Here is a 14,608-nt window from a genome sequence, read left to right on the forward strand (position 1 = left end):
TTCGCTGCGCGATTCATGTTTTTCTTCCGAGAAAACACTCGGTACATATCTTTCTAGCTCACCATTAGTCAGTGGGCGTTCTTGACGAATAACAGTCGCATTACCAAAACCGGTATATAGACGTTGCATATTAATTCTCCTTTGAGTTTATTTCTGGTGTCACTCTTTATCCGGCGTTGCCGGGCTCAGAGCGTCTTGTGCTGTGACAATAAGACCGGGATGGGGTATAAGCTGTAGGCGCAAGGGCGTTACCGCATGCCGCACGCGCAAGCGAACGACCGCAGGGAGGGAGTGCGAACGGGAGAGGATAACGGCGCAAGCGTACCCTTGTGACTCCGGCGCCCCAGCCTAGTGTCTGTCACGGCATAAGGCACTCTGTGCTCAGCCCGTGGACTGGAAGAGTGATGCAGATACTCTCAACCTGGCGCAGCCAGGTATCCTTGACGTTGCCACTATCAGTGGCAACAGTTGAAGCGGGGCGGGCTTTGCCCGTTGCAAGCGGCGGTTCTTCGGGGGGGGCCGGTTCAATACCGGCATCAACCGATTAGCGGGAAAAAAATACCGCCTATAAAGACGGTATCTAACGGATCATATTCACATTACGCGAGTGCATTCTGATACAAAAACTTAATAGTATCGATGAATACGTTTTTTTCACTTTCATCAATTCTTAGCCAGCTATTGAGAAGAAGAGCCAGAACGTCAGACGCGAGAAACTTATCAGGAACATCATGAAACTTGATTAATTCCTCTCCAAAAGGCTCTACTACTTCATATAACCAAACGCCCGAAAAATCATAATTTTCGGAAACATATTCAGCGACAGCCTCGACCCCTTTTGCTTGAGATATCAAGGCCGCAATCATGTCCATCTCACTGACTGCCGACCGCTCAAGCGCCTTAATAAAATCTTCGCGTCGATCCAGTGCGCCCCGAACCAAATAAGTTGCACTCAAAACTGTTTGTTCATTCATTGCATCACTCCTGTTCGATGGAATACCGCCCCATCATTGGGGCGGTGCGTTTAATCAGGCATAAGCCCGTTTAAGTTCCAGCGTGCGGAGTAACTGGCCCAGTTCACTGATAAGCATTGCCGGTACTCTGACCGACCTTTTTTTGCTCTGGCATTTGGCAATGTGGCGTGCCCGCGCTTTGCTTGACAGGCTGATCTCGTCTACAGCAATTGCAGGATGGTTTATTCGCTGCTGTTTTTTCGGGGTCTGCTTTACAAAACTGGCAGTTGGTGCAATGATACGACCGTCAATTTTCATAGTTTTAACTCCAATAGATAATTGATAGCCGGTTAAACTTTCCTAGGGCTAAACCGGCAGAGAGAGCAGACGCAAGTCTGCTTTTTTCATTTCTGGTTTTGGCTTAACACCTCCTTTTCTATCCGTTCGATTATTTCTTCGTGGCTCAGAGTGACAACGTCACGAAACTCAAAATAACGATCTCCTACCTTGGCGTAGATACAAGCCACATTGCCGCAATACATTTCGGCCAGCTTGAACGATTCGTTAACCATGTTGCCGCGCCAGTCGAGCGGATACATCGTGCCAATCATATCCATGTAGCGTTCCAACGTAATTTCGGCAGGCTTGGTCATAGCCGCCTCTTCCCTTGACAACCAATAAGCGGCCTCAGTATTGCTATCCCAGCTAAAACGATCATTCGTGTTACACACTGTCTGATACATCGTATTTCTCCTTGGTTGATAAGAGCCAGCCAGCGGCTGGCTCTAGGGGGTTTAATGCTTTTTGAAACTGCTGAAAAAACCGAATAACCAATAATGGACAGCATCCCTAAAACAAAACGTCTCCCCATAATGGGCGTGGGCCTCTTCTGCCATTGCGACCTCCTGTATGGCGTTATCGAACGCACGACTTAGGGCCGATTTTTTTGCTATGCCGTTCTGAGTGCTCATAGTGGTTTCTTTTTCCTCATATCTTTCTGTAGATTCAGGAAGCGGCGGTCTTGACGTTTGTGTGTTCATCCTGGTTGCTCTCCTTCGGTGGTTGTCCATCTCTCTGTGAGTTCTATCGCGGCAAGGGCAAAGGAGCAACGACGACGGGAGGAACGCAAGGGCGCCGCTTGCGGCGTGCTATTTACCCTTGCGGGCATCCTGGCGGTGGTGCTACAAGCAGCCCTCCGCGAGAGGGCTTACCGAGTGATGGCGTTCCGAACTGCACAGACAGGATGAACACACCGCGACACGACGGTACGGCGGGGCGTCCTTGCAGCCCCGGAGGGGTTATCGCCGGGGCGGTGATGGCGCTGGCAGTAGCCAGCTGCGGGGTGGAATTTGACGTTATCCATCAGACACTAGCCGAATGGCCCGAAACCTGTAGGGGTTCGGCGGAGACTGCCGGGGCGTAGCCACTGCTTGGCGGAGTGTGGCTCGACTGTTGAACGGCGTCAGCCGGTCAGCAGCCGGAGGTGGCAAGCAAGGTTTTTGGGTCTACTTTCACCAGGCAAACAATGAAATCAATCATTATAAATTCAATAAATAACACTCAGATATAAAATTTAAGCTATTTGTTTCCATTGATATTCTGCGGTTCACTGAGTCGCTATAAGCTATCAAAAATATGCTAAGAATCAGTACGCGTAGCGCCGTTAGGCGCATTACGGCAGGCGAAGCCTGCCAGGGTTTTGCGCGGCATTTGGCAGGCCCCCCTGCCTGGTTCTTTATGCATCCGGGAGTTTTCCACTACCACCCTGAATTATAAATTGGTTACAAATGTAAACTAATGCCTGCCATGTTAAATATTCACACATTGAATCGACAATCTGCGCGGTAGTGACGGGGTTCAGTTCATTGGCCTTTCTACGCTCATTGATCAGGTTTTTATACTGCCTGAGGATGTCACGGCTTTCTGGTTGGAGTTGCATGAAATGTCCTTAGCGGCAAGGTTCTTCCTGCCGCTTTACAGTGTCAGGATGTGAAAACAAAACCACTATAAAAAGTCAGGCCGCTGGTAAACAGATCCTGCGCGTATGCTTCAAAGTCGATATAATGCCGAAGACAGTCTGGAACTTCACTGAGTAGACCAGATTCCTCCGCGTACTCGCGGGCGTAGTCTTCCTCACTTCCCGCCTCCCCAATATATGCTTCCTGAAAACTATCGAAATCACACGCTCCTGAGTATTCAGCCCAAGCCACAAATGCCTCGCTCCGCCCTTCTTCCCCCGCTTGTCTGAACGCTTCAATAAATGTCCAGTCAACATGGGATTCAGAAGCGTGCTTTGATGGTATTCCTTCCCAATCCTGAAACATCAACTCTGGATCAGATTCGTCGCAGTGGATCTTGCTACAAGCGGCGTAAAAATCCTCTTCACTGTCAAAATCAGTCAGATCCAACCACTGCCCAGCAATGCTGCCACAGTTGTATTTATGGTACGTGCCGACATAGACAGCAGGTGAAGTCGTGCTCATGTAAATTCCTCCGCAGGTTGTGGGATAACAAGTCCGGCTTACGCCGTGCCGACACGACTGACGGGCGAAAAGCGGAGGATGCAGGGGCGCTACCGGAGGCCGCAGCGCAAGCGAAGGAGGGAAGTGGACTGGACGGCCAGCGAGTGAATATTGAACGAGCGGGCAACGGGAAGAACACTGAATGGATGAGTGCGAACGGGTGAGGATAGCGGCGAAGCGACCCCTTGCAGCCGCAGCGGCCCGTCTACAGTGAAGGCACGGCGTTAGCCGTCACAACGCCAATATTGTAGAAGAAATAGATTTAATAACCGCCACTGCTGGCAGTGGCCAAGCTACCGTCCCTTTGCTCATAGCAAAGGGAACGAAAACGGGCGCTCTCGATGGCGTCCGTTTTCGCTGTTAAGCACAAAATGGGAACCGTACCGGAATATAATATTCATCCCAATACGGCATATTTCGAAAGTTACCTATCCTCAAGCACTTCTAAAACCACATTTTCTATGACAGACCAATTGATTCCAACATTGGCATCATGTTCGCTGGCAATCCAAGCCATAGCTTCATCAATTTCTTCTCGGGTCAACTCCGTCCCCTCCGATACAGCTTGAAAATCTTCATCGAACCAGATCGAAGCAACACACAATTCTTCTGGGGAATAGCGCTGTAATCGAGAGATCAAATTCTCTACTGTCATGGTCATGCTCATACAATCTCCTTAGTTTCACGTTTCGATATGCCGGCTAATGCCGTGACCACATCGATGACGGGCGCAAAGCGGAGAATGCAGGGGCCGGACCGGAGGCCGCACGCGCAAGCGAACGACCGCAGGAAGGGAGTGCGAACGGGTGAGGATACGGGCAAAGCGCCCCCTTGCAGGCGCAGTGGCCCGGCTACCGTTTGGGCACGGCATTAGCCCCAAGCGACACAAAATCCATTTAAATCCCCGCCCATAGGGGCGCTCATCAGTTTTACCCACCAAAATGGGGGAGGTTATCTATAATATAGTCAGGTCCAATTTCGCGGGAATACTCATATCCATCATCCCCCATAAACTCTTCAAACTCGATATTATCATTCGCTCCATCAAGCAAATCCCCCTTGCTATATTCGCCATACCCACAGAATCCACACCCTGATTCACTGAAATAGTGCATAACATCACAGTCAAATTGACGACTCAACGCACTTAACACATCATTTGACGGAGGTGCCCAAGGAGTATCAAAATCTATCGTTAATGCACATGTTTCCCCAAAGACATCAAGGCTACAAGCTGTTGGCCATTTAACCTCGTACAGACTGAGATATAGGCTACAACTACTACTGATATTCGCCAGAAGTCGGCCATTAAAGCCATTGACCTCATTCGCGAGCCGTGTAGGCAACAACGTCCGCATATCAAACGGCTGTCCATTATCGATAGATAAAGGGAGATCCCAATATTCTGAATAAGATGGCGATGTCCCTGATACTGTACAATTAAACCAGTCATATCCCTTTTCTTTAAACAATGACTCAATAGTCTCCTGAGCCGCATCGGGTAAGGTTTCCCATGTCTTATCCCCTATCCCGCTTTGTCCATATAGCCGGTCAATATATGTGCAAGCTGTGTCATCCAGTTCTACGTTATTCAATAGCAACGTGACCCACTCGGTAAACGCCAAATTTTCTGGCGAGATTACACCGCGCCCCGCAGAGGTAAGATCCCGATATGGCGTATATTCCGAGCCATCCACAGTCTGCAGCAGACCAGCGCATCCTGCGACAAATAGGCGAATACTCTGTTTGATGGCCATTTCATACTTATGCGGCATTTCACCCATCGCAAAAGCTTCAACGGCATCGAGCTGTTCTTTACTGCCGGTCACAATTAACCGGTTCGCGCACCAATTTGGCATGTTACATACTCCCATCTAAAGATTATCGGATAACGGCTTGCGCCGTAGCCACAACACAGACGGGCGAAAAGTGGAGCAGGCAGGGGCCGGACCGGAGGCCGCACGCGCAAGCGAATGACCGCAGGGAGGGAGTGCGAACGGGTGAGGATACGGGCATAGCGAACCCTTGCTGGCGCAGCGGCCCGGCTACGTTCGGGCTACGGCGTAAGCCCCAAGCGACACAAAATCTATTTAAAACCCCCGCCCATAGGGCGGTATGCCTGACTACAAACGAGGATAGTGTCGATATTGTCACCTCGGACATGACCGGTTCGAGGCCGGTCATGTCCGTAGCCTGAAAAATCAGTACTCACATCCCTGGATAAAGTAAACTGGCCCGCTCTAGGCAGGCCAGCCAATAGCTTAACGACACGCCAGCTGCTGCTCGCAGTCCAGGGCATATCCATCTTCATTAAACCGCGCAGGCCAATCATGCATGTTATGTAACTGACACAGACTCAGTTCCCCTGGGCGATATAAAAGATGTCGGCACCAGGCACAGCAATCATCGTCAGATATCGAGCGGGAAAACGGGGTACTTTCCAATGACAAAACGTAAACGGGGGCTTGCTGGACGTGAAGAGGGATAAAATTGCTCATGACATTCGCTCCGAGTTATCAGATTAAGGTAGCGGCCTACGCCGTGCCCCTAAACCAAGACGGGCAAATAACGGATTTTACAAGGGCAGAACTGGAAGCCGCACGCGCAAGCGAATGACCGCAGGGAGGGAGTGCGAACGGGTGAAGGGCTGGCGTAGCATCCCCTTGTGGGAACCGTGGCCCGGATTAGTGTCAGGGCACGGCGTAAGGGGGATTTCGTTGATCGGGCAGAATATCGTCCATGGGGGACCCGACAAGGTCGGGTATCCTTTCTGTGGCCGGTGTTTGGCCACCATAGAACGACGGGCTATGCCCCGTCGGTTTGTAGCAGCAACCGGAGTTGTGGCAGGAGATCATCAGGTTGGCCATTCGCCAGTTGGGGAAGCATAACCAACAATGTCAGTGCCTGAATAGCCAATATAACCCGCCGTGGAAGCTTGTAGGATCCTTGTTCATAGCTCTTATAGGTCCGAATAGTGACCCCTAACTTTTCCGCAACCTGTACCTGAGTCCACTTTAGAGCTGAGCGCCACTGTTTTAACCCTAACGATGGCATCACTACCTGATAAGTCGGCATGACCCCGAGCTCTTGTTTAGTGCACCCCGTCAGAGTTCGCAAACGATTTATTGCCTGATCGAAAGGCAATCTGGCCAACTCTGATAACATGGTTTGAAGTGATAAAATTTGCACACCTAGCTCAACCACTAATGGTGGCGTATATTGTTCATAAGTGCGATAGGTTCGCAGTGTTACGCCAAGTTGCTCCGCAGCATCCTCCTGCCGCCACCGACTTCCGATGCGAATTGATCTAACCTCATCTCGCGTCCAAAATTGTCCAGAGCGCCATAATCGCAAGTCGTAGCCAGTCATTTAATACGGCTCCTGTGCTCCATAAATTTAATGAATTTTAAGCAATTTTTGCACCTTTTTAGTAATGGAAAGGGAAATTTTTGCTTATTTTTCTACAATTCAAATGAGCTTATCCATCTTTTTACGAATATTTTCCAGTCCATCTGAGTTGTGTTCATCTTCCTTATGGACTGCCGCCTCATTAGGGGCAATGTCGACCGCACATAATGAGGCGATCACGTCGCGAATATCCGCCTGGCTGGGTTTCCATCCGGTAGTTTGAGTCAGCAAGTTGACCAGTTGATCAGCCGTCAACTGGCCATTAAACAGGGTGGCCAATAGCACCGGCAACCGAGGATCAAGCTGATGCAGTGCTGCTGTCGTAATAACGGCATTACGCAAGAAATCCCCCCTTACTCGCTGTGATATGGACTCAACGACGTCCAACGCATGGCGATCAGCTTCACTATCCAGTTGCAGATAGCAGGTAAATTTCCGGCGGTTATCACTGCTTTTCTCGCTCACGTTCTGTTACCCCTTTAGCTTAAACAACGCCATTTCATTGACCAAGGCACATTGCGGATTGGAAACTAGCGTTATCCGTTCTGCAGGTAATTTCCAGGCATTTCGTATCGCTGATTCTATCAGTGGGGCGCCCCCACCGACCAGCCATACCCGATTTACATGACGGAAACGGGCTAATTCATTCACAACACGGTCACCCAAGCGACTGATGGCTGTCTCAATCGTATCAATCACATTATCAACCTGCGAGCCGTCATTGATAACCTGAGATAAAAACTCCCGGTCGTGACGACGCTGGATAACCGTATCGGCTACGAATGCACTGGTATCACTCTCCGCGATACGTAATGCCGTTAAGGTAGCCTGCGTCACCAGTGAAACACCAATCATCGGGTTGCCATGGATTGCCGTTACGTCATCGAACTGGCCAACAATCACCCCTGCATCGAGCGTCGTACCGCCTAAATCAATGACAAGTGAGGTTTCAAGCGGCCCGACATTCTCACGGGCCAATGCAGAGAAAACAGCGGGTAATGATTCCGGCATCACTTCAACTGCCGAAATATCAAAGCATTGACCTTTATTCAGCACTACCGGCCGTAAAAGATTCTCAATTTTACGTTGAATATTCACCGTGTTTTTCTGGCAGTCCTCGGTATAAAACTCACTGATAGGCAATGTTACTGTCAATTTAACCGCCTGGGGTTCCAAGCCGCTGTTGAGCAAAGCATGATGCACCGCCAACAAGTTGGTATCACTGTACTGATATTCAATATTAGTTGTGCTGATTGCCTGGTGACTGACGTCATCAAATGTGTATTTCACGCCATCAATTTGATAGTTGAACGTGCGTCGGCTTCCCATGCCTTCGATTTTCCAACCGGGGCGAAAAGAGTTGGGGGAGAGGAAAGTGTTGAGGTTGTCATTATCAAACCAGGCCAGTTTTACATTAGTGGAGCCGTCGTCACAGCAAATATGTTTCATTTCAGTGCCCTTTTAAGTTACTCAATTTGAGTCTTATTATAGATGAGTGATGTTGGAAATCAATGCTTATTACTCGATATGCGTCAATTAATACACTCAAATAGAGTTTACTTGTATTATTGGTAGCGTAAAATTGCTTTCAATGCTACTCAGAATGAGTAACATTAATTATGTGTGCCCAGTATCCCCCTTGCCCTGATACCGTCTTGAACAAGGGGGAAAGGGCTAAATGCATGCCCTTATTCTGGCCATACGACTATTTATGGCATTCACTGACAACCGCCAGAAGTGCATTCGCCGTTGGCAACCCCTCAACATTTTTAATAATGAGTGATAACTCTGCAGCTAATTGACTGGCCATTGTCGCGACGTGTTGTGTTGATTTTTTATTGTTGATGTAAAGCAGCAGTGAGCAAGCGGCATCAGGATGCGCACCCTTAACATCAATCTCAATGCCCGTTTCTGCCTGGAAATGATTCATCGCGCGAACAAGAACACGTTCTTCCCACAGACCAAAATCGGTGTACAGCCCCTGCCGATGCAACAATGCTCCCAGATGAAACAAATCAGCGATAAGATCACTGAATACCGACTCAACATCGATTTCATCGCATTGACTGTTATCCATAAAATTCAATAAAGCCCGGGCCGCTAACGTACTGCGGGCCAGGTTATCTTCTTCATCCGTTCTGTACGGGGTGCTCCCCGCTTCGGGCCCAATCAGGGCGACCAATGCATCTCTCAGTGTTGTAGTCATAAAACCCTCTCGTTTCGACTTTCTTCTGGTGTATTCCCCTTTTGGCTTTTGCCGGCGCGGGGTGTCTGGCGCTGTGACATTAAGACCGAGACGGGGTATAAGCAGGCAGTGCAAGGGCGGCGTAGCCGGCGCCAGCGAACCCTTGCGCTGACTGCGCCCCGGCATAGCGTCTGTCACGGCGAAAGACTCACAGCGCTATTGCCAGAGTAAAGGGGATCACCAGAAAGGCCGGGCTTTAGCCTGGCTTTCCCAGACGCTGGCACATCAGTGCCAGCAGTGAGAGCGGCACGAGCGAAGCTCGTCGCAAGCGGGGGGTATATTGGTCAGTGCCGGCTCAACGCCGGTTCTGGCCAATAAAGGCAAATGGGCAGATTTGGGATGAAAAAAACCGCTCAGATGGAGCGGTTTCTATTTGGCAGGATCAGGCGTGTGAGATACGCCGCCCCAACATTTCCATGATAGGACGCATTGGGGGCCGCTTATGTTTTTGAAGCGCTTCTCGTGCTTCCCAACGGTCATGAGCGGCTTGGAGGTTCAACCAAAATTCGGGCGTCGTCTCAAACAACTCAGAAAACAGCGTCGCTTCTTCTACAGTCAGACGACGACGGCCTTTGCACAAACGGTTAACCGTTGCACGAGTCACGCCCATAATATCGGCCAGTTCTTCCTGCCCAATGGCTAATGGGGTTAAAAATTCTTCCTGCAAAATTTCGCCTACCGTAGTAGGTTCGCGAGTAGTGGTATCAAGCATAAATCCCCCTGCTAGGTGTCTTGATGAGGATCGAGGTAGATGCTTTCAGCATATCCGTCTTTCCATTGAAACATTAACCGCCATTGAATATTGACTCTCATACTTGACCAGCCATCAAACTGCCCTGAGAGACGCTTGTAGTAATTACTGGTTGGAATAAACAAATCTCGCTCATTATGTGCGGCGGCCAACATATCAAGCTTCTTCGCTAACTGGCGCTCTATTGTTGCCGGTATCGCGCGATCTCGTTTACTTTCCATATAGAACAGTTCTAGGTTTTTATCCCGAAAAGACTTAATCATTGTCTGTTCCGTCATTCCATTCCGTATATGCATTGTATCATTAAAAGTTACACAATGTAAAATATAAAGTTACTATTATCAAGTACTCTAAATCAAAGTGATATATGATTTCTATATATCACTTTGTATTTAAAGTATTAAGCGGCTTGTAGGCGGGAGAATATCGTCATCATCCGCTCAACGACTTCAGCGTGTTTTAACTTCTCTTCCCACCCCCCCAGATACCAAAAAGGTGTGTGGAAAGTTCTATTCACTGTCAGTGTGAGTGTATTACCGGTAATAACCTGGGCAGGGATACCCAGCAACGATAATTGGATGTAACACATATCAGCAACCATGCCATCAATATCTGTACAAACCATAAAAATTTGCTCTTGGGGGTTATACCCGTTTTCACGCATATACATCGCTGCTGCAATAGCCATCCCACCTGCCCCACAGGCGGGTTCATTGTAAGTTATAAAGGGACGTTTGTTTAAGTTTTGTACTGCGTCAGACATCGTTAATGCTGCCATCATTTCCGATAATGAATATGGGGTAAAGAATTGACCTAAACTGGACGCACTCAACTCTAATTCCATATAGAGACTCCCCAGAAAGTCACTCGGCTCTGCGTCCAAAGCACCAATAACACACCCTAGCAATTGAGATAACTGACTCATATTCTCTTTGCCTAAGCGTCTTTCAATTACAAAATATTCTTGCTCTAACTCATCTGACTTTAAAAAAGCATTTTGAATAGCAATAGCAGCTGCATGTACAAAATCACGAAACACATCAAAACGGTGATGATGTGGTGCCAAGTGTTTGAAAATCGATACAAACTCCTTGCGATACTGAGCAGCTGACACGCCAGGGCGCCGGTTCGAGGGATCAAACAGGTTTTGGAGTGGTGAACGTGAGAACAGGTGGCCTAAATTTAATGAGTTGCTCGGTATTTCGGCGTTATGAACTTTCATCTGGTGTATTCCCCTTTGCTGTTAATCGCGAGTTTTCTGTTTCTCGCGCCGTAAAGCGTCAGGGCCTCTGCCAGATAAGCGTGATTGCAAGTGCGTCTGCAAAACCGCAGCGCAACGACCGAAGGGAGTGAGAACGGATGTAGTAGACGGCGATAGCGCACACTTGTTGTCATGCCTGGCGGTGGAACTGTTTAGCGGGGCGGGAGAATAAGAAAATGCGTACACCGAGAATTGCAGGAATAGCCGGAAGTTAATTTGTTCTGAAATTATTATGTTAGGTCGAAGACCTGATTCGGCGTTGTTCTCTTACTTGCTATTGAGATAATTCCGGTCATTATTACTGTGTATGCGTACAGTAATAATGAGCCACACAATGAAAATTCAATTCCTATCCTTAGCGGGCATCGATTTACCAACTTCAACTATTCCATTATTCGCCGATCACTGTGTGGCTGGATTTCCCTCTCCAGCCCAGGACTATATTGAGCAATCCTTAGATCTAAACGATTACTGCGTGCCTCATCCTGTGTCTACGTTCTATTTGATTGCACAGGGGGAATCGATGGTTCAAGCGGGCATCCTTTCCGGCGATCTTCTTGTGGTCGACAAATCTCTTCAAGCAGAACATGGCGATATTGTTATCGCTGCTTTAGATGGAGAATTTACCGTTAAACAACTTTGCACCCGCCCTACTTTGTGTTTAATGCCAATGAATCCAGCCTACAGCCCGATTTATGTCGAACCAGATCAACTGGAGATTTTTGGCGTTGTAACTTATGCCATCCATCGGACAAAGTAATGTACCTATTGTGTGATGCTAATGCGTTTTATTGCGCATGTGAGCAACTTTTCAGGCCCGACCTAAAAGGCAAGCCGTTGATTGTCCTTACAAATAATGATGGTGCCTGCGCGGCCTTGAATAAAGAAGCAAAGCTCCTGGGAATTAAACGAGGCCAACCCTACTTTGAAATTAAAAATATAATTAAAAAACATAACGTTAGCGTTTTCAGTTCCAATTATGCTTTGTATGGAAATATCTCTAACAGGGTCATGACGTTACTAGAAAGTATGGCGCCGAAACTGACAGTTTATTCAATCGACGAGATGTTTCTCGATATTCGCGGTATAGACAGCTGCATCGATTTTGAGGACTTCGGCCGGCAGTTGCGTGAGCACGTCCGCTCCGGAACAGGGCTGACAATTGGTGTCGGGATGGGGCCGACCAAAACGCTGGCTAAAAGCGCGCAATGGGCATCAAAGGAATGGAGGCAGTTTGGTGGCGTTCTGGCCTTAACGCCGTGTAATCCCCTGCGTACTGAAAAACTGCTGTCCCTTCAGCCAGTAGAGGAGTTATGGGGCGTTGGCCGCAGGATCGCAACGAAGCTGAACACAATGGGTATCACCACTGCACTGCAGCTGGCCCGCGCGAATCCTGCATTTATCAGGAGAAACTTCAATGTGGTTTTGGAGAGAACGGTCCGGGAGCTCAACGGAGAAAGCTGCATTTCACTGGAAGAAGCGCCCCCGCCGAAACAACAGATTGTCTGCAGCAGGTCCTTTGGGGAGCGAGTTACGACGTATGAAGCTATGCGGCAGGCAGTCTGCCAGTATGCTGAGCGTGCAGCTGAAAAGCTGCGCGGCGAGCGGCAGTTCTGCAGGCTTATTGCTGTATTTGTGAAAACCTCACCATTCGCGGTGAACGAACCGTATTACGGGAATATGGCCAGTGAGAAGCTACTGACACCTACGCAAGATACCAGGGACATTATAGCCGCAGCTGTGAAAGCACTGGATCGCATCTGGGTGAATGGGCATCGCTATGCAAAAGCGGGTTGCATGCTCAACGATTTCACTCCTACGGGGATTTCGCAACTGAACCTGTTCGATAATACTCAGCCCAGAAGCAACAGCAACCAACTGATGAAAGTCCTGGACGGTATCAACCATTCAGGACTGGGGAAAGTGTGGTTTGCGGGACGAGGTATCGCTCCTGACTGGCAGATGAAACGAGATATGCTGTCACCATCCTATACTACACGCTGGAGTGACCTCCCGGTGGCTACGATACGATGACCTGCAACCAAAAGATTTCGCATGCGAAATCTTCGCTTACAGCTCTTCGTCAAAACTCATTCTCATCCATAGGTGGATGCGATTTCGCATGCGAAATCACTTCTTTTGTGCGGCCTTTCGTTAAATAGTGCGTGACTGTTGTTTCTGATGTGGAGTAATCAACACCTTCTATTTTATGAATTTCTATGCCATCGAGTTTTAACTCAAGTATATCTTCCCTATTTTTCTTACTTGAGAGCACCTTAAATTCACGACGGAAATCTTCGGGAGTTGTCGTTATCTCTGGGGCAAAGTATGAGATATCATCATATTGCTGACACATATCTACGCCAGCTTCCCGGTACCTTCGGTCTGCATTCAGTACCCCAGATGATTTATGAAACAGGATAATATTTCTGACAGATGGGTCAGTATTTTCCTTTGGCTTTTGTGCGGAAGTGAACAGTATCCCATCGAGATCGTAGCGTTCAGATGTTGAAAGATAATCTGCGATAGCTTGTGTCAGCAGGTAATTAGCTTCTTCAAGTTCAGGAACAACCGGCATAACAAGCTTTCTGGAGAGGTTCTGAATAAAACTACTGCGTTCATATCGAAGAAGATACTCCGGGTCAAAACGGCTAAACCCGTTAACAGCCAGCCCTCTGAGACTGGACAGATCGAGTAATCGGACTGTCCGCAGCAAAGCGAACTCTGCAACTGCAACATAACTCCCTACAGGTGGTCGCACTTCGGATATGGCATTTTTCTTGGACGTAGCGCCATAGAAGACTGAGATACCTCTTGCATTCATTCTACCAGATGGTGTCAGTTCAGGAGGAGGTGGACCGAAACTCGACTCGGGCATTCGTAATGCGGCTTCAAGTACATCTTCTGACTGAAAAATTCGGCCACGGAAAATTGATTTGTTTGGCTCAAAATCGATAAATGCTGAGGGATGATTTTCGTGAAGATAGCCAAAAACCTCTTCAAAAGTTGCCATCGCGTCCATATTAAAGAATCGATTACTCTCCCGAAGTTTCCGTTCCATTGAATACCATTGTCTGGACAAGTTGCCTGAGATGGTTACAGCTTCAACAAAATGGGGGTCATCACCATATCTTCTTTCATGTGAGCTCCAGTCAAACCATAAATCGTCGAGTAGTTCCGATAAGTCATTGATGATATTATCATTGACTGTGACCTCTTGCTCAAGAACTGAGAAGAGAGGTTCACCTTCATACTCTTCCAGATAATGGTTATATTCTCCGCCCCGATAATAGTTTTCAATCAACCAGACGACCTTTTCAACCAGTGTTTCCATCGACATTGTCATCTCTTCGGAGTCACAATAATCGCATGATTCTGATGCATTAGGATCGCTTGCAATGATGTTGTTCAGATAACGGTCATCGTTCAGACACTGCCTGCAAATTCTCTTTGAACCCGGCACTCTGT

General features: G+C 48.3%; 19 protein-coding genes and 1 pseudogene. 3 read left to right on the top strand and 17 right to left on the bottom strand.

The annotated features are described in order from the left end of the window. The 5 genes and pseudogenes from ACQ4OC_RS15875 to ACQ4OC_RS15895 all read right to left on the bottom strand — a co-directional run. A pseudogene (locus tag ACQ4OC_RS15875) lies at window positions 1-129 on the bottom strand (DUF932 domain-containing protein); the annotation flags it as partial. A gap of 470 nt (window positions 130-599) precedes the next feature. Further along, window positions 600-974: a hypothetical protein gene (locus tag ACQ4OC_RS15880; protein WP_050074458.1), complete on the bottom strand. Its 375-nt coding sequence runs from the start codon at window positions 972-974 to the stop codon at window positions 600-602. 54 nt (window positions 975-1,028) lie between these two features. Further along, a complete protein-coding gene (locus ACQ4OC_RS15885) occupies window positions 1,029-1,271 on the bottom strand; it encodes a hypothetical protein (RefSeq protein ID WP_430971378.1) in 243 nt (80 codons plus the stop codon). A gap of 86 nt (window positions 1,272-1,357) precedes the next feature. Further along, complete coding sequence (locus ACQ4OC_RS15890) at window positions 1,358-1,696, bottom strand: hypothetical protein (protein WP_050074456.1); 339 nt, start codon at window positions 1,694-1,696, stop codon at window positions 1,358-1,360. Window positions 1,697-1,747: 51 nt separating this feature from the next. After that, the gene (locus tag ACQ4OC_RS15895) at window positions 1,748-1,993 is read right to left on the bottom strand and encodes a hypothetical protein (protein ID WP_145544674.1); all 246 of its coding nucleotides are present in this window, start codon (window positions 1,991-1,993) and stop codon (window positions 1,748-1,750) included. Between the two features lie 203 nt (window positions 1,994-2,196). Between ACQ4OC_RS15895 and ACQ4OC_RS15900 the strand changes: the two genes are divergently transcribed. Next, window positions 2,197-2,376: a hypothetical protein gene (locus tag ACQ4OC_RS15900; protein WP_430971379.1), complete on the top strand. Its 180-nt coding sequence runs from the start codon at window positions 2,197-2,199 to the stop codon at window positions 2,374-2,376. A gap of 312 nt (window positions 2,377-2,688) precedes the next feature. On the opposite strand, the gene ACQ4OC_RS15905 is transcribed toward ACQ4OC_RS15900, so the two are convergent. From ACQ4OC_RS15905 to ACQ4OC_RS15955, 11 genes are all read right to left on the bottom strand, one after another. Beyond that, window positions 2,689-2,892 (bottom strand): hypothetical protein, encoded by a 204-nt coding sequence (locus ACQ4OC_RS15905; RefSeq protein ID WP_430971380.1) that lies wholly within the window; start codon window positions 2,890-2,892, stop codon window positions 2,689-2,691. A gap of 43 nt (window positions 2,893-2,935) precedes the next feature. Next, complete coding sequence (locus ACQ4OC_RS15910; RefSeq protein ID WP_430971381.1) at window positions 2,936-3,436, bottom strand: antirestriction protein ArdA; 501 nt, start codon at window positions 3,434-3,436, stop codon at window positions 2,936-2,938. Between the two features lie 463 nt (window positions 3,437-3,899). After that, the gene (locus tag ACQ4OC_RS15915; RefSeq protein WP_430971382.1) at window positions 3,900-4,142 is read right to left on the bottom strand and encodes a hypothetical protein; all 243 of its coding nucleotides are present in this window, start codon (window positions 4,140-4,142) and stop codon (window positions 3,900-3,902) included. A gap of 262 nt (window positions 4,143-4,404) precedes the next feature. Next, window positions 4,405-5,334, bottom strand: a complete 930-nt coding sequence (locus tag ACQ4OC_RS15920) for a DUF1281 domain-containing protein (protein ID WP_234049628.1) — start codon at window positions 5,332-5,334, stop codon at window positions 4,405-4,407. A 946-nt stretch (window positions 5,335-6,280) separates the two neighbouring features. Further along, the gene (locus ACQ4OC_RS15925) at window positions 6,281-6,844 is read right to left on the bottom strand and encodes a helix-turn-helix domain-containing protein (RefSeq protein ID WP_050289026.1); all 564 of its coding nucleotides are present in this window, start codon (window positions 6,842-6,844) and stop codon (window positions 6,281-6,283) included. A 99-nt stretch (window positions 6,845-6,943) separates the two neighbouring features. Then, window positions 6,944-7,348: a plasmid partitioning/stability family protein gene (locus tag ACQ4OC_RS15930; RefSeq protein ID WP_430971383.1), complete on the bottom strand. Its 405-nt coding sequence runs from the start codon at window positions 7,346-7,348 to the stop codon at window positions 6,944-6,946. Between the two features lie 6 nt (window positions 7,349-7,354). Further along, on the bottom strand, window positions 7,355-8,332 hold the full coding sequence (parM, locus tag ACQ4OC_RS15935) for a plasmid segregation protein ParM domain-containing protein (RefSeq protein WP_430971384.1): 978 nt from the start codon (window positions 8,330-8,332) through the stop codon (window positions 7,355-7,357). 256 nt (window positions 8,333-8,588) lie between these two features. Then, window positions 8,589-9,089: a hypothetical protein gene (locus ACQ4OC_RS15940; protein ID WP_430971385.1), complete on the bottom strand. Its 501-nt coding sequence runs from the start codon at window positions 9,087-9,089 to the stop codon at window positions 8,589-8,591. Between the two features lie 421 nt (window positions 9,090-9,510). Further along, window positions 9,511-9,840: a HigA family addiction module antitoxin gene (locus tag ACQ4OC_RS15945; RefSeq protein WP_049615233.1), complete on the bottom strand. Its 330-nt coding sequence runs from the start codon at window positions 9,838-9,840 to the stop codon at window positions 9,511-9,513. An 11-nt stretch (window positions 9,841-9,851) separates the two neighbouring features. Then, window positions 9,852-10,142: a type II toxin-antitoxin system RelE/ParE family toxin gene (locus tag ACQ4OC_RS15950; protein WP_049615238.1), complete on the bottom strand. Its 291-nt coding sequence runs from the start codon at window positions 10,140-10,142 to the stop codon at window positions 9,852-9,854. A 137-nt stretch (window positions 10,143-10,279) separates the two neighbouring features. Continuing rightward, window positions 10,280-11,101 carry an N-6 DNA methylase gene (locus tag ACQ4OC_RS15955; RefSeq protein ID WP_430971386.1) on the bottom strand — a complete coding sequence of 274 codons (822 nt, stop codon included), beginning with the start codon at window positions 11,099-11,101 and terminating at the stop codon, window positions 10,280-10,282. 373 nt (window positions 11,102-11,474) lie between these two features. Here ACQ4OC_RS15955 and umuD point away from each other — a divergent pair, with 373 nt between their 5' ends. Together umuD and umuC are read left to right on the top strand one after the other, a co-directional pair. Continuing rightward, window positions 11,475-11,900 carry a translesion error-prone DNA polymerase V autoproteolytic subunit gene (gene umuD / locus ACQ4OC_RS15960; RefSeq protein WP_267257520.1) on the top strand — a complete coding sequence of 142 codons (426 nt, stop codon included), beginning with the start codon at window positions 11,475-11,477 and terminating at the stop codon, window positions 11,898-11,900. Further along, the gene (gene umuC, locus ACQ4OC_RS15965; protein ID WP_430971387.1) at window positions 11,900-13,174 is read left to right on the top strand and encodes a translesion error-prone DNA polymerase V subunit UmuC; all 1,275 of its coding nucleotides are present in this window, start codon (window positions 11,900-11,902) and stop codon (window positions 13,172-13,174) included. The genes umuD and umuC overlap by 1 nt, the downstream gene beginning before the upstream one ends. Window positions 13,175-13,223: 49 nt before the next feature. Here umuC and ACQ4OC_RS15970 read toward each other — a convergent pair whose 3' ends face one another. Further along, complete coding sequence (locus ACQ4OC_RS15970; RefSeq protein WP_430971388.1) at window positions 13,224-14,480, bottom strand: RES domain-containing protein; 1,257 nt, start codon at window positions 14,478-14,480, stop codon at window positions 13,224-13,226. Window positions 14,481-14,608 lie beyond the last annotated feature (128 nt).

Source organism: Yersinia sp. J1 (assembly GCF_050586585.1).
GTDB classification, from domain to species: Bacteria; Pseudomonadota; Gammaproteobacteria; order Enterobacterales; family Enterobacteriaceae; genus Yersinia; species Yersinia entomophaga.